The sequence below is a fragment of the Nonomuraea sp. NPDC051941 genome, assembly GCF_044593615.1.
In genome coordinates this window covers 50919-69672 of the sequence record NZ_JBIUCF010000064.1, presented here as the reverse complement: position 1 = coordinate 69672, position 18754 = coordinate 50919, and the positions used below count along the sequence as shown (strand labels likewise).

The 18754-nt window shown below is 71.5% G+C and carries 21 protein-coding genes and 1 pseudogene; 9 read left to right on the top strand and 13 right to left on the bottom strand.

Annotation, left to right across the window (positions count from 1 at the left end):
• Positions 1–213: 213 nt before the first annotated feature.
• Together ACIHFD_RS59530 and ACIHFD_RS59525 are read left to right on the top strand one after the other, a co-directional pair.
• Positions 214–393, top strand: a pseudogene (locus ACIHFD_RS59530) (NUDIX domain-containing protein); the annotation flags it as partial.
• A 55-nt stretch (positions 394–448) separates the two neighbouring features.
• Entirely contained in the window at positions 449–979 is a 531-nt protein-coding gene (locus ACIHFD_RS59525; RefSeq protein ID WP_397374506.1) for a hypothetical protein, read from the top strand.
• Positions 980–1148: 169 nt separating this feature from the next.
• Here ACIHFD_RS59525 and ACIHFD_RS59520 read toward each other — a convergent pair whose 3' ends face one another.
• From ACIHFD_RS59520 to ACIHFD_RS59510, 3 genes are all read right to left on the bottom strand, one after another.
• Complete coding sequence (locus tag ACIHFD_RS59520) at positions 1149–2390, bottom strand: MFS transporter (RefSeq protein ID WP_397374505.1); 1242 nt, start codon at positions 2388–2390, stop codon at positions 1149–1151.
• A 113-nt stretch (positions 2391–2503) separates the two neighbouring features.
• Complete coding sequence (locus ACIHFD_RS59515) at positions 2504–2974, bottom strand: hypothetical protein (protein WP_397374504.1); 471 nt, start codon at positions 2972–2974, stop codon at positions 2504–2506.
• A 130-nt stretch (positions 2975–3104) separates the two neighbouring features.
• Positions 3105–6671 (bottom strand): WD40 repeat domain-containing serine/threonine protein kinase, encoded by a 3567-nt coding sequence (locus ACIHFD_RS59510; RefSeq protein WP_397374503.1) that lies wholly within the window; start codon positions 6669–6671, stop codon positions 3105–3107.
• An 83-nt stretch (positions 6672–6754) separates the two neighbouring features.
• Here ACIHFD_RS59510 and ACIHFD_RS59505 point away from each other — a divergent pair, with 83 nt between their 5' ends.
• Positions 6755–7927 carry an acyl-CoA dehydrogenase family protein gene (locus tag ACIHFD_RS59505; protein ID WP_397374502.1) on the top strand — a complete coding sequence of 391 codons (1173 nt, stop codon included), beginning with the start codon at positions 6755–6757 and terminating at the stop codon, positions 7925–7927.
• A gap of 8 nt (positions 7928–7935) precedes the next feature.
• Here ACIHFD_RS59505 and ACIHFD_RS59500 read toward each other — a convergent pair whose 3' ends face one another.
• A complete protein-coding gene (locus tag ACIHFD_RS59500) occupies positions 7936–8343 on the bottom strand; it encodes a DUF6010 family protein (RefSeq protein ID WP_397374501.1) in 408 nt (135 codons plus the stop codon).
• A 151-nt stretch (positions 8344–8494) separates the two neighbouring features.
• On the opposite strand from ACIHFD_RS59500, the gene ACIHFD_RS59495 reads away from it, so the two are divergent.
• Positions 8495–9445 carry a GlxA family transcriptional regulator gene (locus ACIHFD_RS59495; protein ID WP_397374500.1) on the top strand — a complete coding sequence of 317 codons (951 nt, stop codon included), beginning with the start codon at positions 8495–8497 and terminating at the stop codon, positions 9443–9445.
• A gap of 2 nt (positions 9446–9447) precedes the next feature.
• Here the strand turns inward: ACIHFD_RS59495 and ACIHFD_RS59490 are convergent, their stop codons facing one another.
• Positions 9448–9945, bottom strand: coding sequence for a MarR family winged helix-turn-helix transcriptional regulator (locus tag ACIHFD_RS59490; RefSeq protein WP_397374499.1), 498 nt, complete (start codon positions 9943–9945; stop codon positions 9448–9450).
• A gap of 69 nt (positions 9946–10014) precedes the next feature.
• Between ACIHFD_RS59490 and ACIHFD_RS59485 the strand changes: the two genes are divergently transcribed.
• Together ACIHFD_RS59485 and ACIHFD_RS59480 are read left to right on the top strand one after the other, a co-directional pair.
• On the top strand, positions 10015–10443 hold the full coding sequence (locus tag ACIHFD_RS59485; RefSeq protein WP_397374498.1) for a PPOX class F420-dependent oxidoreductase: 429 nt from the start codon (positions 10015–10017) through the stop codon (positions 10441–10443).
• Entirely contained in the window at positions 10440–10910 is a 471-nt protein-coding gene (locus ACIHFD_RS59480) for a nitroreductase/quinone reductase family protein (protein WP_355211728.1), read from the top strand. The genes ACIHFD_RS59485 and ACIHFD_RS59480 overlap by 4 nt, the downstream gene beginning before the upstream one ends.
• Here ACIHFD_RS59480 and ACIHFD_RS59475 read toward each other — a convergent pair.
• The gene (locus tag ACIHFD_RS59475; protein ID WP_397374497.1) at positions 10876–11409 is read right to left on the bottom strand and encodes a MarR family winged helix-turn-helix transcriptional regulator; all 534 of its coding nucleotides are present in this window, start codon (positions 11407–11409) and stop codon (positions 10876–10878) included. The two genes, ACIHFD_RS59480 and ACIHFD_RS59475, sit on opposite strands and share 35 nt — an antisense overlap.
• A 162-nt stretch (positions 11410–11571) precedes the next feature.
• On the opposite strand from ACIHFD_RS59475, the gene ACIHFD_RS59470 reads away from it, so the two are divergent.
• A complete protein-coding gene (locus ACIHFD_RS59470) occupies positions 11572–12639 on the top strand; it encodes an alkene reductase (RefSeq protein WP_397374496.1) in 1068 nt (355 codons plus the stop codon).
• Positions 12640–12696: 57 nt separating this feature from the next.
• On the opposite strand, the gene ACIHFD_RS59465 is transcribed toward ACIHFD_RS59470, so the two are convergent.
• From ACIHFD_RS59465 to ACIHFD_RS59455, 3 genes are all read right to left on the bottom strand, one after another.
• Positions 12697–13332, bottom strand: coding sequence for a DUF6069 family protein (locus ACIHFD_RS59465; RefSeq protein WP_397374495.1), 636 nt, complete (start codon positions 13330–13332; stop codon positions 12697–12699).
• A gap of 164 nt (positions 13333–13496) precedes the next feature.
• Positions 13497–15011, bottom strand: a complete 1515-nt coding sequence (locus tag ACIHFD_RS59460; RefSeq protein ID WP_397374494.1) for a helicase HerA-like domain-containing protein — start codon at positions 15009–15011, stop codon at positions 13497–13499.
• 76 nt (positions 15012–15087) lie between these two features.
• On the bottom strand, positions 15088–15519 hold the full coding sequence (locus tag ACIHFD_RS59455; protein WP_397374493.1) for a hypothetical protein: 432 nt from the start codon (positions 15517–15519) through the stop codon (positions 15088–15090).
• A gap of 145 nt (positions 15520–15664) precedes the next feature.
• Between ACIHFD_RS59455 and ACIHFD_RS59450 the strand changes: the two genes are divergently transcribed.
• Positions 15665–15847: a hypothetical protein gene (locus tag ACIHFD_RS59450; protein WP_397374492.1), complete on the top strand. Its 183-nt coding sequence runs from the start codon at positions 15665–15667 to the stop codon at positions 15845–15847.
• Between the two features lie 2 nt (positions 15848–15849).
• Entirely contained in the window at positions 15850–16821 is a 972-nt protein-coding gene (locus tag ACIHFD_RS59445; protein ID WP_397374491.1) for a hypothetical protein, read from the top strand.
• A 16-nt stretch (positions 16822–16837) separates the two neighbouring features.
• Here the strand turns inward: ACIHFD_RS59445 and ACIHFD_RS59440 are convergent, their stop codons facing one another.
• From ACIHFD_RS59440 to ACIHFD_RS59425, 4 genes are read right to left on the bottom strand one after another with little or no spacing between them, the layout of a single operon-like run.
• Positions 16838–17152 (bottom strand): hypothetical protein, encoded by a 315-nt coding sequence (locus ACIHFD_RS59440; protein WP_397374490.1) that lies wholly within the window; start codon positions 17150–17152, stop codon positions 16838–16840.
• 8 nt (positions 17153–17160) lie between these two features.
• Positions 17161–17532 (bottom strand): hypothetical protein, encoded by a 372-nt coding sequence (locus tag ACIHFD_RS59435; protein ID WP_397374489.1) that lies wholly within the window; start codon positions 17530–17532, stop codon positions 17161–17163.
• 8 nt (positions 17533–17540) lie between these two features.
• Positions 17541–18263 carry an RDD family protein gene (locus ACIHFD_RS59430; RefSeq protein WP_397374488.1) on the bottom strand — a complete coding sequence of 241 codons (723 nt, stop codon included), beginning with the start codon at positions 18261–18263 and terminating at the stop codon, positions 17541–17543.
• Positions 18260–18646 carry a PadR family transcriptional regulator gene (locus ACIHFD_RS59425; RefSeq protein ID WP_397374487.1) on the bottom strand — a complete coding sequence of 129 codons (387 nt, stop codon included), beginning with the start codon at positions 18644–18646 and terminating at the stop codon, positions 18260–18262. The genes ACIHFD_RS59430 and ACIHFD_RS59425 overlap by 4 nt, the downstream gene beginning before the upstream one ends.
• Positions 18647–18754: the final 108 nt, after the last annotated feature.

Genomic DNA, 18754 nt, shown 5'->3' with positions numbered 1-18754 from the left:
TGCTCTACCGCCACCACGCATGCGGCGAGATCAGCCGTACCGACCTGCGCTGCGCCCACTGCGGCCAGCCGATGCACGCCGGCGACGTCGACCTGTTGCCAGGCCCAGGAGCAACCGTCTGACCGAGGGGCCAGAGCTCTTGACCTCAGGTCTCTGAACATCCGACGAGCGAGGGCACCGAAGGGCTGGAGAGGATTGCTTTCAGGGGAGACAATGATCGTGGTGGAAACGGCGGATGGCTTGGTCTCGCGTCCCAGTGCACGTGTCGTTCTCATCGACGACGCCGATCGGCTCCTGCTGTTCTCCAGCCGCGACCAACGCGATGGCACGCTTCGCTGGTACACCCCCGGCGGCGGTCTCCAGCCCGGGGAGAACCATCAAGCTGCGGCACTGCGTGAGATACGTCTTGTCGGGTCATTTGTCGTAGTCGGGGCGTACCCTGCCCACCATGAAGGACACGCACGCACCGCTCGATGGCGAGCGATGGCAGCCTGGAGACCTTGTCGTCGATGCCGAGGGGGGTCTGTTCACACGCGCGAGTGTGCAGGACCAGGAGAGCGGTCGGCCATGGGGATATCCGTCCGGTGTGACACGCGGTCGCGACGGCGGCGCTCATGTGCCGGACGGCGAGGTGGGGGAAACGGTCCCCGTCCGACCGCTCGCGCTTCTGCTCCGCGACGGTCAGCCGGCACTGCCTGCCGCGCCCGCGAACGCTTCCGCGGTGCTCGGCACCCAGGCCCACCAGGCCGGCACCTTGGCAGGCGTCGGCGGTTTGTTCTTGGCCGCCACCGCTTTCGACCCTGACGGCGCCGGGGATCCGAGAGCGGCGAGGCTGCGGGCGGACCTGCTCGACACCGTCGTGGTGGTGGACAGCGAACAAGCGCTCGCGGCGATGTTCGGTGGGGCCGCCGATGGGTTGCTGGTGGAGCTGGCGGAATGGCATCGGCGAAGTGTGGAGGAAGCGCCTGAGCGGCCATAGACCCTTGCGGGCCCCTGGCTCGCAGGGAGCCCGCAGAATGTCTCACGGCCTGAACGCGAGGAAAGCGGGAAGGCTAGATGACTTTTTCCAAAAGTGAGAAGGAAGCCCTCCCATGGCCTCGCGATCCCCACGTTATCAGTCAGGGATCAGCTCGCGCAGCCTCGAAACATCAGCGAAGATCACGACCCGTCGTGCTCGCGGGAAGCCGCAGGACGGCGGCGGAGAGCACCGCGATCAGCGCGAGCCCCGCCGGCGCCATGGCCGCCGCGCCGCCCCCGGCGTCGAACAGCCGGCCGACCACGAACCCGCCGGCCAACGTGACCACCCCGGCGACGAAGCTGAGCAGGCCGAAATAGACCCCGAACCGTCCGGACGGCGCACATCGCGTGACCGTCTGGAACAGCGCCGACTGCATCAGCCCTTGGGCCAGCCCGTGCAGCACCGCGGCCACCAGGAGGATGACGAGGTGACCGCCCTCGCCGGAGGGCATCGCGAGCAGCGCCAGGTAGCCGAGGCCGGCACAGACCAGGCCGCTTCTGAGCACCCAGGGACGTTCGCCTCGCCCGCCGGCCGCGCACCAGGGCTGGACCGCGGCCATGGCGACCGCCACCACGCAGAAGAACAGGGTCGTCGAGCCTGCCCCGACCTCCTTGAGCGGGACCACGGTGACGATCTGGTCGGCGAGCAGCGTCGTCGGCGCGGCGGTCATGGCGAAGCGCCGGAAGTCTCGGTCTCGGAGCACCGCCGACACGCCACCGGTGAGCCTGCGTACGTGGAGCCGGCCGGCGCCGCGTTCGGCCGGCAGCAGCAGGAACAGTACGGCGCCGACCGCCCAGGCACCCGCCGCCGCCGCGGACAGCAGCCCGAATCCGCCGGCCAGCAGGGCCAGCCCGACGGGTGGGCCGGCCACCGCCCCTAACTGGCCGGCGACGACGTAGGCCGCGAAGCCCTGCGCACGCCGTTCGGGCCGCACCCCGGCAAGCAGGGACTGGGCGGCCGGGTGGAACAGGGCCCCGCCCACCGCCAGGACCGCCGCCGCGCAGAGCAACCCGGCCGGCCCGTCGATGACTCCCAGCAGGCCGAAACCGGCCGCCCGCAGGGCGCAGGCCAGCGCTCCCGCGCGGGCCGGTCCCACCGCGTCGGTGATCGCGCCGGCCGGCAGGAACAGCATGTTCTGCAGCGCTACGCGCACCCCGAGCACCACGGCGATGGTGCCGGCGAGCAGGCCGAGATCGTGGCGCAGGTACGTGACCAGGTGCGCCATCACCGCGAAGAACCCGATCGAGATGGCCAGCTGCACTCCGACGACGACGGCGAGCACGTGGCGGCCGTTGCCCGGCGGGCGCACCGGAGGCGCGGGGTCCCCGGCGAGCGGTCGGCTCGGATGCGGGGCGGACGTACTCGGCGCCATGGGCCGGGTCGTTCTCACGATCCCGATGCCTGCCGGAGGACGTCGGGGCACTGCGGCTCGGTCGGCCCCTCATTCTCGATCTGCATCGCAAGAGGAGAGCAGAAGCCGCCGGGTCATGTCCAATATCGATATGTGTCCAGGGGGATAACCGATTCAATATCGATGCTGGTGGTCTGGCCTGCCCCGCTGGCGTTGAGAGAGTTCAGCCGGCCGTCCCGCGGACCCCGCGGCCGATGGCACGCTCGTCCGGGGTGAAGGCGCCGAAGTGCGGGTAACTGGTCTCGATGGATGTCCTCGCGGAGCGCGACATACCGGCTCTCCGGCCGGCAACGGTAGGACACCCGGACCTCGGCCGCGTCGGACGCCTGGGCCCGCATGAAGACGAAGCCGGTCAACGGCCCGTCCGGGATCCGGAGGTCGGCCACCAGGCGTTCGAGGGCTTCGGGGGTGGCGGGAGGAGAGACGGTGCCGAGCGTGCCGATCTCGTCGGCGAGCCGCCGCGCCCGCTCCGTCGCATCGGCCCCGCCGACGAACATCACGGTGCCGGCGAGCCGGTGGCGCAGCCGTGCCGAGGGCGGCGCCACGGAGTACGGCGCGGCGGCTGACGAGGTGATCGTCTGAGTTCGACATGGTCCCTCCAACAACGAACATGTCGCACCCGGCCGCTGGAAGCATTGAAGCCGGCACTCCAGTCCGCCATGGGGTAAACCCCACCTAAGCGGGACAGACCTCCTGATAACCCACGTCGGCTCCCACGTGCTCGCGCCACTCCGCCTGCGTGAGCCGGCGGCCCGCCCGCTCGCACACGATCCGGACGGCCGGCGCCGGGTCGACCGGAAGCTCCTGGAACGCGCCGTCGAGCCCCACCACGCGCAGGGCCGAGCCGTCGGCCGTGAAGGCGAGCGCCGGCATGAGGTCGTGCAGCTCGTACGGATCGAACGCCCCGGTGGTCACGGTCCAGGCGGCGCCGAGCTGCCGGCCCGCGACCGTGTCGAACATCGTCACCCTGGTGTCGTGGGCGACCGCCAGGATCCGCCCGTCGGGGGAGAACCCGGCCCCCACGACGTCTCCCGGCACCCTGAACACCTGACCCGTCGTACGCCAGGTGCGGGTGTCCCACAGGACCACCGCTCTGCTCCCGTACGGCGAGGCGCCGAGCGGGCCCTTCGGCGCGAGGACCATCCACCCCACGGCCAGCGTCCCGGGGCCTTGCCCGCGGGGGAGCACCTTGCGGGTGACCAGGTCGATGACGTCGGCACCCGCGGCGTCGGCGGTGACCAGGAACCTGCCGTCGGAGCTGAAGGACAGCGGGCCGCCCGCGACCGGGCCGAACCGCATGACCCGCTCGCGCCGCGCGATGTCGACGACCACGACCTCGCCCGCGCCGGTGTAGTCATTGGCCATGGCCGAGCTGAGGGCCAGCAGCCGGCCGTCGGGGCTGATCTGCATGTCCGCCCTGACGTCCGCCGACTGCAGGGCCAGGTAACCCAGCTTCCGCCCGGATGCCGCGTCCCAGAACGTGGGTCCCGTGGTGAGGTCCTCCGAGGAGATCGTGACGACCGTGCGCCCGTCGGGGCTGACCCGCATGATCGGCTCGCCCTTCCTGCCGATGCCGAGCCGCCGGGTCTCGGCGAACCCGGGCACCGACCAGCCGCGCACGGCGTCGCCCGTCCGGGCGAGCAGCAGGCTCCCCGAGGCGGTGAACCGCGGCTGCAGAGCGCCGGCGGGCACGACGCGCCGGGGGCCGGTCTGCCGGCTGATGTCGTAGGTGGTCACCTGCCCGGCGTCGTCCAGGATGCTCAGCGTACGGTTCCCTGGGCCGAACCGCGGAGCCCCGACGATCTTGGACGCGACGGTGAGCCGCAGGAGCGGGGCCGCGTCGCTCAGCCGCCACAGGGTGATGCGGCCGCCCGCCCAGTTGTCGAAGGTGATCAGGAAGCGGCCGTCGTCGCTGAAGGCGGCCTCGGTGCCCGGGCCGGGGAAGCTGCGCCGGTCCCGCGTGCCGGTGGACAGGCTCCACAGCGTCGTGCCCTTCCGCCCGCCCACAGCGGCCAGCGCGCCGTCGGGGCTGATGGCCGTGACCTGCCCCGGCAGGCCACGGCCGGGGAGCCGCTTGCCCGCCGGCGTTCCCCCTCCCGGCAACGCCCGCAGCGTCGTCACGGTGTCCTGCTCGGTGATCTCGAGGACGGCGAAGCGGTCGCCGGGGCCGACACGTGCGTTGCTCACGTAGCCGTCCTGCTTCTCCAGCGCCCGCCGCGCCACGTTCCACAGCGCGACGTACGGCCCGCCCAGGTTGGCGCGCACGACGATGTAGCCCCCGCCGGGGCTGAACTCCAGGCTCGCCGGGCGTCCGTCGTAGCTCGTCGAGCCTCCGGGCATCCAGCCGCCCTCGCCCAGCCGCCGCCCGGTGCGCAGGCTCCACAGCTCCAGCCTGCCGCCCCCCGCGAGCGCCAGCGTGTCACCGTCCGGACCCACCGCGGCGGTGACGGGCGCCTCGCCGATGCCGCCGAAGGTCCTGACCGGCCGCCCCGTCGCCACGTCGTAGACGGTCACCCGGCCGGCGCCCGCGCTGACCAGCGTCCGCCCGTCGGGGCTCAGCGCCCGCCCTTCGTTGGCCGGGGCGGGATCCGTGAAGACCGACTGCTCCTGCTGGGCGAGCGAGCTCAGCACCGCCGAACGTGCCTCGGGAACCCGCGCGATGCGGTAGGCCGCCACGCTGAGCAGCATCGCCTTCACCGGGTCGGTCCCGCGCAGCGCGTCCGCCTGCAGCGCCACCCGCCGCGCCGCGGCCTGCGACCGCTCCTCGGCCAGGCGCCGGCCGGCCTCGTCGCTCCTGAGCGACTGCTGCCAGGCGAGGGTGCCGGCGGTGAGCGAGGCGACGAGCAGGACCGCCACGCCGGTGGTGACCAGGCGCCGCAGCCTGCTCTGCCGCGCCGACCCGGCCCTGCTCGCCTCGACGAACTCGCGCTCCGTGGTGTTCAGGGTCAGATGCGTGGCGCCGGTCCAGTCCAGCGCGTGGCGCAGGGCGGTGCCGCGGAGGAGGTCCTCAGGGCGGCGGCCGCCACGGGCCCAGCGGCGGGCGGCCTCGCCCAGCTCGCGGTGGCGTCCGAGCGCGTCGCGGTCGCCGGTCACCCACTCGTGCAGCCGGGGCCAGGCGTACAGCAGGGCGGCGCTGCCGATCACGACCCCGTCTCCCTGGCGGCGGACCAGCGTGGCCTCCTCGAGCGCGGCGAGCACCCGTTCGGCGGCCTCCTGCCGTACCTCGATCAGCTCGTCCAGAGTGGCGGTACGTGGCGCCTCGTCGCCGTCGCGAACGTCCACCAGCCGCAGCAGCAGATCGCGCGCCACCTCGCGCTCGGACGCCGGCAGCCCGGCGTAGAACCGCTCGGCCACCGCGCCGAGCGCCGGGTCGGCGGCCCGCCCGCCGGAAGGGCGCACCCCCGCGGCGGCCTCGGCGCCTTCGGCCAGCGTTGTGCGTTCGCCGCCGAGCAGCGTCAGCAGCAGGCGCTGCGCGGAAGGACGCGCCGCCGGGTCCTTGGACAGCGCGGCGCGAACCAGCTCGCGCAGCCCCTCGGGCAGGACATCGACGTCAGGGTCGTGGTTGAGCAGCCGGTTGATGACCGCGATCGTCGTCGGGGCGGTGAACGCGTCGCGCCCCGTCGCGGCGAACAGCACCACCGAACCCCAGGCGAACACGTCGGCCGCCGGCTCGGCCCGGCCCCCGGAGAACAATTCCGGCGCCATGTACATCGGGGTCCCGGCCAGTTCACCCGTCGAGGTCATCGACAGGCCCGCGGCCCTGGCGATGCCGAAGTCGATCACTCGTGGCCCGTCGGGCCCCATCAGGACGTTCTCCGGCTTCAGGTCGCGGTGCACCACGCCCGCCTGGTGGATGGCGGCCAGCGCGGTGGCCACGCCCACGGCCAGCCGGTGCAGCGGGTCACCCGAGAACGGCGCTCCCTCCGCCACCGCCGCGCGCAGGCTCGGGCCCGGGACGAACTCGCTGACGATGTGGGGGCGCTCGCCTTCGAGGTCGTGATCCAGGATGCGGGCGGTGCAGAACGAGGCGACCTGCCGCGCGGCGGTCACCTCCCGGGTGAAGCGGCGGCGCAGGGGAGAGTCGCCGGACAGGTACGCGTGCAGGACCTTGACCGCCACGCGGTTGGCCGCCTCGTCGTAGCCCTCGTAGACGACGCCCTGGCCGCCCGAGCCGAGCCTGCTCGCCAGCCGGTAGCGGCCCAGCCTCGACGGATCCCCCGGACGCAGCGGGTCTGCTGTCATGGTTCGTTAGATGGCCGATCACCGCCGCCGGTTCGGGCGGGGTGCTCGGCACCGGCCACAAGATCAGCAGAGGACGCAGGACGATGCTCACCACTGGGCTCACCACTGGACTCACCACCGAGGAACAAGCCGTCGTCGACACGGTCCGCGACTTCGTCGAGCGGGAGGTCCGGCCCGTCGCCCGCGACCTGGAACATGCCAACGCATACCCGGACAAGCTCATCGAGCAGATGAAGCGGCTGGGCATCTTCGGCCTGGCCATCCCCGAACCCTGGGGCGAGGCTCCGGTGTCCATGCCGTGCTACGCCCTGGTCACCGCCGAGCTCGCCCGCGGCTGGATGAGCCTGGCCGGCGCCATGGGCGGGCACACCGTCGTGTCCAAGCTCATCCTCGCCTTCGGCACGCAGGAGCAGAAGGACCACTACCTGCCCAGGATGGCGACCGGCGAGATCCGCGCGACCATGGCGCTGACCGAACCCGGCGGTGGCTCGGACCTGCAGGCCATGACCACCGCCGCCCGCCGGGACGGCGACGACTACGTGGTCAACGGCGCCAAGACGTGGATCACCAACGCCCGCCGCTCCCAGCTGATCGCCCTCATGTGCAAGACCGACCCCTCCGCGCGGCCGCGGCACAAGGGCATCTCCATCCTGCTCATCGAACACGGGCCGGGCCTGACGGTCTCGCGCGACCTGCCCAAGCTCGGCTACAAGGGCGTCGAGAGCTGCGAGCTGGTCTTCGAGGACCATCGGGCACCGCTCACCGCCCTGCTCGGCGCCGAGGAAGGCCGCGGCTTCGCGCAGATGATGAAGGGCCTGGAGGTCGGCCGCATCCAGGTCGCCGCCCGGGCCCTGGGGGTGGGCCGCGCGGCGTTCGACGACGCCCTTCGCTACGCGCAGGAGCGGGAGAGCTTCGGCAAGCCCATCTGGAAGCACCAGGCCGTCGGCAACCACCTCGCCGACATGGCCACCGACCTCACCGCCGCCCGCCAGCTCATCCTGCACGCCGCCGAGCGCTACGAGAGCGGCGCGCGCTGCGACATGGAGGCCGGCATGGCGAAGCTGTTCGCCTCCGAGGCCGCCATGAGAGCCGCGCTCAACGCCGTACGCGTCCACGGCGGCTACGGCTACTCCACCGAGTTCGACGTGGAACGCTACTTCCGCGACGCGCCGCTGATGATCGTCGGCGAGGGAACCAACGAGATCCAGCGCAACGTCATCGCCGCCCAGCTGGTCAAACGCGGCGGGCTGGACTGACCGGGGCCCTATGCCTGCGGCGTCGCTGCCTTGCGGGCGCGGACCCACGTGACGATCGACGGCCCGCCCGCGAAGCACCACAGCGCCACGACCGGGTCGCAGATGGCGCAGCCGAAGGAGGAAAGGGCGGCGAAGGGCAGGAGGGGGCTCCCCTGGAGGTGGTGCAGGACGTCCCAGGCGGTGTGGAGCAGCCAGCCGATGCCGATCCAGGTCCAGCTGTCGAGCCCCCGGTAGGCGACGTAGGTCATGACGACCGGCAGGACGAACTCCCAGTACCCGAGCCCGCCCCCGCTGAGGTAGGCGGCGCCGGCCCCGCCGACCAGCACGGCGTTGACCTGGCGCCGATGCGGCTCGGGGATCAGGGACAGGAGGGAAACGCAGATCAGCCCGATGACGATCGGCATGATGACGGACATGGGGTGTGGCAATCCGTTCTGAGGTTGGGGTTCTCCGGTTCTCGCAGCGCAACGCTAGAGCGCGCGGCCACGGCTCCCCATGGGCTGGATCGACAATTTCCCACGGGTTCCCGCCATCCGGCCCGAACCCGTGAGCGCCTACCGTGGCCTCATGCACACGGTGGCGGTCCTGGCTCTGGACCATGTGGTGGCGGCCGACCTGGCGACGCCCATCGAGGTGTTCGGGCGGGCCCGGCTGGCAGACGGGCGCAGCCCGTACCGGATCCTGGTCTGCGCCGCGACGCCGCAGGTGGCCGGCGGCGCCTTCACGCTCATCGCCCCGCACGGCCTGCGGGCGCTGCGGGAGGCGGACACGATCGTCGTGCCGGGCTGCTCCGAGCGGGCCGCGCCGCCCGCGCCGGAGGTGCTCGACGCCCTGCGCGCGGCGGCCGCCGCCGGCACCCGGATCGCCTCCATCTGCGCGGGGGCGTTCACCCTTGCCGCGGCCGGGCTGCTGGACGGGCTGAGCGCGACCACGCACTGGGCGGCGGCGCACCGGCTGGCCCAGCAGTTCCCGCGGGTGGACGTGCGGCCGGACGTCCTGTACGTCGACAACGGCCGGATCCTCACCTCGGCCGGGGCCGCCGCCGGCCTGGACCTGTGCCTGCACATCATCCGGCGGGACTTCGGCTCGGCGGTCGCCGCGGACTCGGCCCGGCTGTCGGTGATGCCCCTGGAACGGGAGGGCGGGCAGGCGCAGTTCATCGTCCACGCCCAGCCGCCGGTGCCCCAGGGGTCGCTGCTGGAGCCGGTGCTGTCGTGGATCGAGGACAACCTCGCCCAGGAGGTGACCTTGGCGGAGATGGCCCTGCGCGGCGGGATGAGCGAGCGGACCTTCAGCCGCCGCTTCCGCGAGCAGACCGGCACCACGCCGCTGCAGTGGCTGCTGTGCGCACGCGTACGACGGGCGCAGTTCCTGCTGGAGAACACCGACCACGGCGTGGAACGCATCGCCGCGCAGGCCGGGTTCGGGTCGGCGACCGCGTTCCGGGAGCGGTTCAAGCGCGTCGTCGGCGTCACGCCGCAGTCCTACCGCTCCTCCTTCCGGACGAACGCCTCCTGAGCTCAGCGGTGTCCGGCGCAGCCGCCCGACCCCCGGCACTTCTCGATGATCTCGGCCATCGTGTCTCCGAAGCGCTCGCGGACGTCGGGCGCGAGCGGTGCGACGAGACGGTCGAGCTCCACGCTGACCTCGGCATGGAACGCCATCGCCGCCTCGTGACCGGCGTCGGTCAGCGTCACCTGCAGCGCGCGCCGGTCGCCCGGCACGGCTGATCGCTGGGCGAGGCCACGCCGCTCGGCCCGGTTCATGAGGCCGGTGAGCGCGGCCTTCTCCACGCCGAAGCATTGCGCGAGCTCGGCCATGCCCCGGGGGCCGTCGAGCAGGACGCACAGGAGCCTGGCCTGGACGGGGGTCAGGTCGTGGCGTTCGGAGACGCGGAGGTAGATGCCCTGCACCAGGGTGGAGAGCTGGTGCAGCGCGGTGGCGACGTCCGTCCGCGGGTCGCCGATATGGCGGGCCTCCGTCACGTCTTCCTGCCCTGCTTGCGCCGTCTTGTTCACGGCACTACGGTACATGGGGCATATAGTTAATGCCGCATACAGTACGCTCCGTTAACGAACGGGTTCAGCATGTCTTTCAGCGAAGAAGAGATCGGCTACCTGCGGTCCCAGCGACTGGCCCGCATCGCCACCGTCTCGGACGACGGCCAGCCGGACGTGGTGCCGGTGGGGTTCGACTTCGACGGGACGCACGTGTACGTGGGCGGCATCGATCCGGACAGGACCAGGAAGTTCCGCAACGTGCGGGACGGGAACACCAAGGTCGCCCTCGTCATCGACGACCTGCCCTCGACCGATCCGTGGACGCCGCGCTACCTGCGCATCTACGGCGACGCCGAACTCGTCGAACGCCAGGGCCAGTTCGGGCTCGCGTCCTACATGCGGATCACCCCCGCGGTGTCGTGGAGCTTCAACCTGGAGGGGCTGCCGTTCGGCCACGACCGCGAGGCCGAGGTCCGCCGCACCGTCCACCCGACCGATGATGGAGAGATCGCATGAGCTTCGACACCCCCGCGGGGACCCGGGGCGCCCGCCAGCCGGCCGGCCGGGCGTTCCGATGGCTGAACGCGCTGATGGCCAGACGGCTCCGGCGCAAGGGCGGCGGGACGTTCATGGGCTTCAACGCCCTGATCCTGACGACCGTCGGCCGCAAGAGCGGGCTGGAGCGTACGACACCGGTCGGCTGGTTCCCCGGAAAGGACGGCAACTGGCTGATCGTGGCCTCGGCGGCCGGGGCGGTGGGGAACCCGGCGTGGTACTACAACCTCGCCGCCCACCCCGACCAGGTGCGGATCGAGGTCGACGGCCGCACGGTGCCGGTGGTCGCCGAGCAGCTCCACGGCGCGGAACGCGAACAGGCCTGGCAGCAGATAGTCGCCGCCGCGCCCCGTTTCGCCCAGTATCAGGTGAAGACCGACCGGGAACTGCCGATCATTCGCCTGGTACCCCGATCCGGCCAGGAGTGAGGGTGCTCTGCGTGGTGGCGCGGGCGAGGCCGGCCTCGATCTGTTCGAGCACGTCGAGCGCGTCGGCCTGCTGATCGGGGGTCAGGCCGCCGGCGACGCTGCTTTCGAGCTCGGCCCAGATGTTCTCGACCTCGCGGCGCAGGGCCTGGCTGGCGGGGGTGGGCTCGATGATGGTGGCACGTCTGTCGGTGGCGCAGGGGCGGCGGCGGACGAAGCCGGCGTGCTCGAGGCGCTGGATGGTGCGGGTCATGGTGGCGGCGTCGGAGCCGAGCATGCGCACCAGGTCGGTCTGACGCTGGGGGCCGCGGTCCCACAGCTGCATCATGACCAGCTCCTGGCCGGGGTGGAGGCCGACGCGGCGCAGGAGCTGGGCGGCGAGCATGCGGTGCAGGCGCGCGACGCGGATGATCGCGTGGTTGAGCGGGCCCGCCTGGACGGAGGGCGGCAGCGGGGTGCCGGCCGTTGCCGCGATCTCGGCGCCTTTCTTCGCTGAGCCCATCGGCCTCTCCCGTGAATGTGGCTGCTCGAACAAGCATTCATCCTATCGGAACGGCTTCTCGCCATGCGTGACATGGATCACGCGGCCATCCGGAATGGATCCGCGAACTTACTTGCTCGAACAGGTAACGCTACGTAGTACCTCTCAACAAGGAATGTGATCATGCCAACGGCATTCGACTCTTACGAACTGGGCGGCAAGCGCCTGGCCAACCGCATCGTCATGGCCCCCATGACCCGCAGCCGCGCCTACGGCCCCGGCGCCGGCGCGACCGAGCTGATGGCCACCTACTACGCGCAACGGGCCGGCGCCGGCCTGATCGTCACCGAGGGCACCCAGCCGTCGGTGGTCGGCCAGGGCTACCCCGACACCCCCGGACTGCACTCCGCCGAACAGGTCGCGGCCTGGCGGAAGGTCACCGACGCCGTCCACGGCGCGGGCGGTGTGATCTTCGCGCAGATCATGCACACCGGCCGCATCGGCCACCCCAGCCTCCTGCCCGACGGCCTGCACCCGGTCGCCCCCTCCGCCGTGCCGGCCAAGGGGCAGATCTACACCCACGAGGGCCCCAAGGACTTCGTCACCCCCAGGGAGCTGACCGAGGCCGAGATCGGCCGGACCGTCGACGACTTCGCCGCCGCGGCCCGCAACGCGATCGCCGCCGGGTTCGACGGGGTGGAGCTCCACGGCGCCAACGGCTACCTGATCCAGCAGTTCCTCGCCCCCAACAGCAACCGCCGCACCGACGCCTGGGGCGGCTCGGCCGAGGGCCGCATCCGCTTCGCCGCCGAGGTGGCCGCCGCCGTGGCCGGGGCGATCGGCGGGCAGCGGGTCGGCCTTCGCCTCTCGCCCGGCAACCCGTACAACGACATCGCCGAGGACGATGTGGAGGAGACGTACGGCGCCCTCGTGGCCCGGCTGGTCCCGCTCGACCTGGCCTACCTGCACCTGGTGGAAGGCGCGGACCGCGACCTGACCCGCCGCCTGCGCAAGGACTGGCCCGGCGCGCTCATCCTCAACCCGTTCACGCATCCGGCCCCCACCGGACCCGACGCGCTGGACCTGGTGGAGGACGGCACCGCCGACATGATCGCCTTCGGCTCGATGTTCCTGGCCAACCCCGACCTGCCCGCCCGCCTCGCGGCCGGCGGCCCGTACAACACCCCCGACCCGGCCGCCTTCTTCGGCGGCGACCACCGCGGCTACACCGACTACCCGGCCCTTACCTGACCCGCCCACGGGTCGAGGCCTTCTGCGGCAACCGAAACCGGGGGCCGGACCGGGCGGTCAGTCGTACGGATTGTGGTCCCGGCGCTCGTATCCGCGCTGCTCGTACTCGCGCGACCGCTCGTGCCGGGGCTGCTCGTACCGCTGCTGCTCGTGTCCGCGCTGCTGCTCGTACCCCCGGGACTGGTCGTATCCGCGGGGCTGCTCGTACGGGTACGAGCCCTGATCCGGCACCTCCTCGATGGCCGTACGCCCGATCGACGCCAGCAGCGAGACGATCGCGACGCCGATGATCAGGTTGATGACGGCCGTGGCGATCTGCGGGATGAGATCCGCGGAGCTCATGAACGGAAGGAGCGTGATGATGACGGTGCCGAGCCCGGCGATCCAGCCGAAGAACCTGTTCGGCTCCGGGGTCGACAGCATGAGGATGTAGAGCAGCAGCGTGGCGATGAGCGCCAGGGCGGCGGCCGAGATCGCGTATCCCGTGGTCGCCGAGCTGCCGTAGACGGGCGCCCCGTCGGGGGTGAGGACGCGGATGCCGAGCAGCCTCTTGCTGATCATGACTCCGACCACCACGATCAGCGCGGCCACCACGGCGGCCGCCACGCCGCCTCCCCACACTCGCGCGGGATTCACCCTCGGCCGGGCCGGAGCCGGGCGGCGATCGTAGCCATCGTGGGAGGGGTATGACATGCGAATCACCCTTGTCGCGGATGCTGATCAGGCACTTCGAGCACCTTACACGCGCCGTCAAGAGGGTAAAGCCGCTTTCCGCTCCAAGCCGATCACCGTGAGTCACCTCCGGGCCCGATTCGCCGCCGGCCCGACGGGGACGGCCTGGCCGGACGGGCTCCGGGTCAGCGCCGTCCGCGGCGGGCGGTGCCGAAGATGGATCTGGTGATCTCCCGGCCGAGGGCGGAGGCCGCCGACCGCGCCATGGAGCGGAACTCCTTCGACTCCAGCACGCTCTCCAGCGTGGACCGCTTCGGCGCCGGCTCCCTGGGCCGCGCCGGCTCGCGTGGGGCCTCGGCGGCTGGTTCCTCGGCTTGCTGCTGTTCGGCCAGCTTCGCGGACAGGATCTCGTAGGCGGACTGGCGGTCGACCGCCGTACCGTACTTCTGCTGCAGTGGCGAGGCGGCGATGATGCCCTGGACCACGTCCGGGCTCGACGGCGCCATGAGCGTCCGCGGCGCGCACAGGCGCGTCCAGGCCACGGGGGTCGGCGCGCCCGTCTCCGACAGGACCGTGACCACGGCCTCGCCGATGCCGAGCTCGGTGAGCAGCCGCTCCAGGTCGTAGGAGGACGCGGGGAAGGTCGAGACCGTGGCCTTGAGCCCCTTGGCGTCCTGGGGGGTGAAGGCGCGCAGGGCGTGCTGCACGCGCGCGCCGAGCTGGGCCAGCACGTCGGACGGCACGTCGTTCGGCGTCTGGGTGACGAAGAAGACGCCGACGCCCTTCGACCGGATCAGCCGCACGGTCTGGGTGATCGACTGCAGGAACGCCTTGGACGCGTCGTCGAACAGCAGGTGCGCCTCGTCGAAGAAGAACACGAGCTTCGGCTTGTCGACATCGCCCACTTCGGGGAGCACGTGGAAGAGGTCGGCGAGCAGCCACATCAGGAAGGTGGAGAACAGCTGCGGCCGGTCCTGCACGGCGGGCAGCTCGAGAACGGAGACCATCCCTTTGCCGTCGCCGGTCACCCGGAGCAGGTCGCGCACGTCGAACTCCGGCTCGCCGAAGAACGCCTCCGCCCCCTGCGCCTCGAAGTTGGTCAACGACCGGAGGATGACGCCCGCGGTCGCCGCCGACAGCCCGCCGATCCCGCTCAGCGCCTCCGGGGTGTCGGTCAGATACCGGATGACCGCGATCAGGTCCTTGAGGTCGAGCAGGGGCAGCCCATGCTTGTCGGCGAAATAGAAGACCAGGCCGAGCGACGACTCCTGCGTCTCGTTGAGCCCGAGGACCTTGGCGAGCAGGGTCGGCCCGAAGGCGGTCATGGTGGCGCGGATCGGGATTCCGGTCCCCAGGCCGCCCAGGGAGAAGAACTCCGCTGGACAGGCCATGGGCTGCCACGTCTGCCCCACCTCGGCGGCCCGCCGGGTGACGCGTTCGGACGTCGTGCCCGGCGAGGCGAGCCCCGACAGGTCCCCCTTGATGTCGGCCAGGAAGACCGGGACTCCCTGGGCCGCGAGCTGCTCCGCCATGAGCTGGAGCGTCTTGGTCTTCCCCGTACCGGTGGCGCCGGCGACCAGTCCGTGCCGGTTCAGCATGCCGAGAGAGATGCGGATCTGTTCCGAGGGGTCGGCGGTGCCGTCCTCGCGCACCAGGGCCCCGAGTTCCAGCGCCGGTCCCTCGACGTCGTATCCCTTCATCGGCTCTCCCCGTGTGGCATCCCCGCAATGTTGTTACCCATTGTGGTGAATATGTCACGGAAAAGAGCGACAAGTGTCAGTCGATCCGCTGGCAGATCGTCACCTGCAGGCGAGGGGACCACGTCCGGGTGGCCTCGTCGTACGCCTGCGCGTAGCCGTTCTTGCTCCCGGCGCAGGGAGCGGCGATCGTCGTCTCCACGTAGACGGCCCCGCCGGGAGTGACGGCATGCGGCCTGGCGATCTCCCATCTGGAGAACGCCACCCGGCCCGTGTTGTACTTGACGGCCAGGTAGACGCGGCGGTCGACGGTGAAATTGCCGCCGGCGACCTTGAGGTGACCGTTGAAGGTGTACGTGAACAGGAAGGGCCGGGCCTGCCTGAGGCCGTCGAGCGCGCCGGCGGAGGACGCGGTCGAGGCGTCCGCGGCGGCGCTGAGGGCGGGGACGCCCACGGCGAGGGCGCCGGCGGTGGCGGTGGCGGCGAGCAGCGTTCTGATGGTGCGCTTCATCGGGTTCTCCTGGGTGACGAAGGCTGACGAAGGCTTGCGTCACCATTGATGGGCAGAGCGCCTGCAACGCTCTTTCAGCACCCTGACGTCCGCATGCAGACCGCTTTAGACAGCTTCAGGAAGAGCGGCCCGTGGGGTCGATCGCATGCGACAGCGCGTCTCCATCCATGAGAAGATCAACACGATGATGATTGGTCTGAGTGCCGACTGCGGCGGTCATGTCTTCGCGACGGCCGCGTCGCCGACGCGCGGCCATGCGGCTCTGCCGTGCGCCACCGGCGCGGGACGACCCCGCCGCGCCGAAGCCTCACCGGCGCGCACGTGGTGAGCATGTCGTACGCACCCGCCGGAGGAGCAGACGCGCCGGCCGACGAGGACTCGGCCGGGACCCGAGCCGCGCGCCGTCGCGGGCCCGGGACGCCGCCTCCGCGCGCGGAAGCCGTACCCGGCGTCGGGCAGATCGCCGGATTGCGGCCCCGCGCCGACGTCGAGCTCCTCGACGCCTTGGACTGTCACACCCGGCGGACGGTGGCCGCCTGGCTGCTGGACCGGCCGAGCACGGCCACGCGGCACGCGTGCCTGCAGACCCTGGCCGGGTTCCTGCGCTGGCTGCAGGCCGTGGAGCCGGGCCTGGGGCTGCTCGCCGCCACCGGCGATCACCTGGACGCCTACTGCGAGCAGGCCCGGATCGGCGCACTCACCGTCGGTGTACGCAACCCCGGCCGGGCCCTCTCCGGCGCGACAGTGGCGAGGAAGCACCGCGCCCTGTCCTCTTTCTACTGGTTCGCCTGGTCGATCGGCGCGATCCGGCAGGGCGACGGCGGCTCCATGCCTGCCGACGATCCCCGGTCGCCCACGATCACGCGCGAGGAGCGGCGACTGCTGCGCCACGGTGCCTCCCGGCTGGCCGCGGACGGCCGCGTGGCGGAAGCGGTGGCCGTTGCCCTGATCGAGGCCACCGGCGCCAGCGTGGCCACGCTGGCCAGCCTGACCAGCGAGGACCTGCACGCCGTGGGTCACGGCTCGGACTGCCCGCTGGTGCTCGTCACCATGCGCGACGATCGAGGCGATGTCGTCACCTTCCCGGTCCCCACGTGGGTCCATCCCTGGCTGAGGGCGTTGAGCTCCACCCGGGCCGCCGGCGATCTGCTGATCAAGCAGGGCGACGGCCAGCCCGTGAGCGTCGGCTGGCTCACGGCCGCCCTCCAGGACGCCGGGTCCGCCGGCGGCATCCTGGCGTCGCGGGCCAAGCTGCTGCACCCGCGCAAGCTCCGCGCCGCCACGGCCGCAGCACCGGCATGAGCACGCGGGACCCGGCTCAGCGCGTCTCGTAGAACGTCTTCGCGTCCGGCCTGGCGGTCACCCGGCCCGATTCCGGATCGATCACGTAGGTCATGTCCGGACCCAGTTCCACGCCGGGATCCGGGTGCGCGACGGCAAGGCGCTCCCGGGGGACACTGGACGGCACCTGCGCCAGGGCCGCCTCGGCGAGCTGCTCCTTCGCCAGGGCCGCGTCCGGGCTGATGGCGATGTGCTGGTGCAGGTGGACGACCCGGGACGACTCGACCTCGTACACCAGACACCACTGGTGGTGCGGCTCCTCGCCCGCCCGCGCATCGACATGGAACTCCATCACTCCTCCTAAGACCAGAAGGTCAGCATCCACCGCGCGGCGGCCCGCGCGTTGGTGGCCAGCGTCCCGAACGTGATGCTCGTGACATTCCTCCGGAACGCGTTCGGATTGAAGACGCCGGTCAGCCCGATGTCCCAGTTTTCCACGCCGTCGGCACTGACGATCTGAGTGATCGCGCACTTCGCCACATGGAGTTCCTTGTCCATCGCCCGGTCGTCGAACAACGCGATCTCCGCGAAAGTGTCGCGGTTGGCGACCTGAACAGTGACCGTATGGGTGAATATCCCGTCAAAGTCCCGAGCCCACAGCCAGCTCCCTTGTTGTCCAGTAACTGGCACGCTTACCCCCGGTTGCCGCGATCCCAGACGGTTCGGAATCATCCCCCCGCTCACCCCGCGGAAACGTCGTTGACCTGGGCGTTGACGACCTTGGTCGCGACCAGGTGATCGAGCACCCGCCGCCGGTCGCCCCACACGACGGGAGCCCAGTCCAGCCAGGCGAACGGCCCCAGCAGCAGGCTGAGCCTGCGCACGATGCCGGCGACCGGACGGATGCGCAGCCCGGCCTCGGTCACCACCCGTAATTTCATGGCGCGCTTGCCCGGCGTCGTGCCGGTCCACGCCTCCAGCAGCCCCAGCCCGACGATCGACCAGGCCAGGGCGAGCGGGACGCCCAGGGCGTAGAGCAGCCCGGCGGAGTCGTAGGCGGCGATTCCGCACCCCTGGGGTGCCGTGGACACGCAGACGCCGCCGACCTTGACGTACACGAAGGGCGGGAACGCCAGGCTGAACGCGCTTCCCTGCTCGGCCATCCGGCCGAGCCCTTGGACGAGCAGCGCGATCGTGACGCCGACGAGCGGCAGGTTGTCGATCAGCACGGCGACGAACCGCACGTCCACGCGGGCGGGCGGCGTTGAGCCGATCTCGGCGAAGGCGGCCGCCGCCTCTTCCGGGGTGCCGAGCCGGCTCAGGGCCTCGGCCAGCTCGCCCGCCTCCGCCGCGTCGGACAGGTGATCGACGAGCTCCGCCTTCACCCTCTCCCGGGCCGGACCGGTCAGGTGCCGTCCGGCCCTTTCGGCGTAGTCGTCGATGATCTGCTGTTCGTCGCTCATTCCTGCACCTCGCCAAGGGTGTCGAGTAGTTGTCGCATGGCGTCCACCAGGCCGCTCCACTCGGCCCGCAGCATGGCGAGGTATGTGCGACCGTCCGGGGTGATGACGTAGTACTTGCGCGGCCTGGCCCGCCCTTCCGCCTCCCAGGTCGCGAGGATGTGGCCGGCGTCCTCGAGCCGGTGCAGCAGCGGGTAGAGCGTGCCCTCCTTGACCTCCAGGACCCCTTCACCCGCCTGCCGCAGCAGTTTCAGCAGCTCGTAGCCGTACCGGCGGCGGACGTCGAGGACGGACAGCACGGCCAGCTCGGTCGTGCCCCGCGCGAGCTCGCGGCGGAGGCGGGCGACGGTGTCCGAGCCCGGCGTCGCCTCGGTGTCCTCAGGCATATGACCAAAGTACGACCCGATACCTTGTGTGGCAAGGTATCGGGTTACCTCGAAGTCGGCCTGTCACGGACCGGTCGAGGGTGAGTCAGCATTTGTCCCGCCATTGCC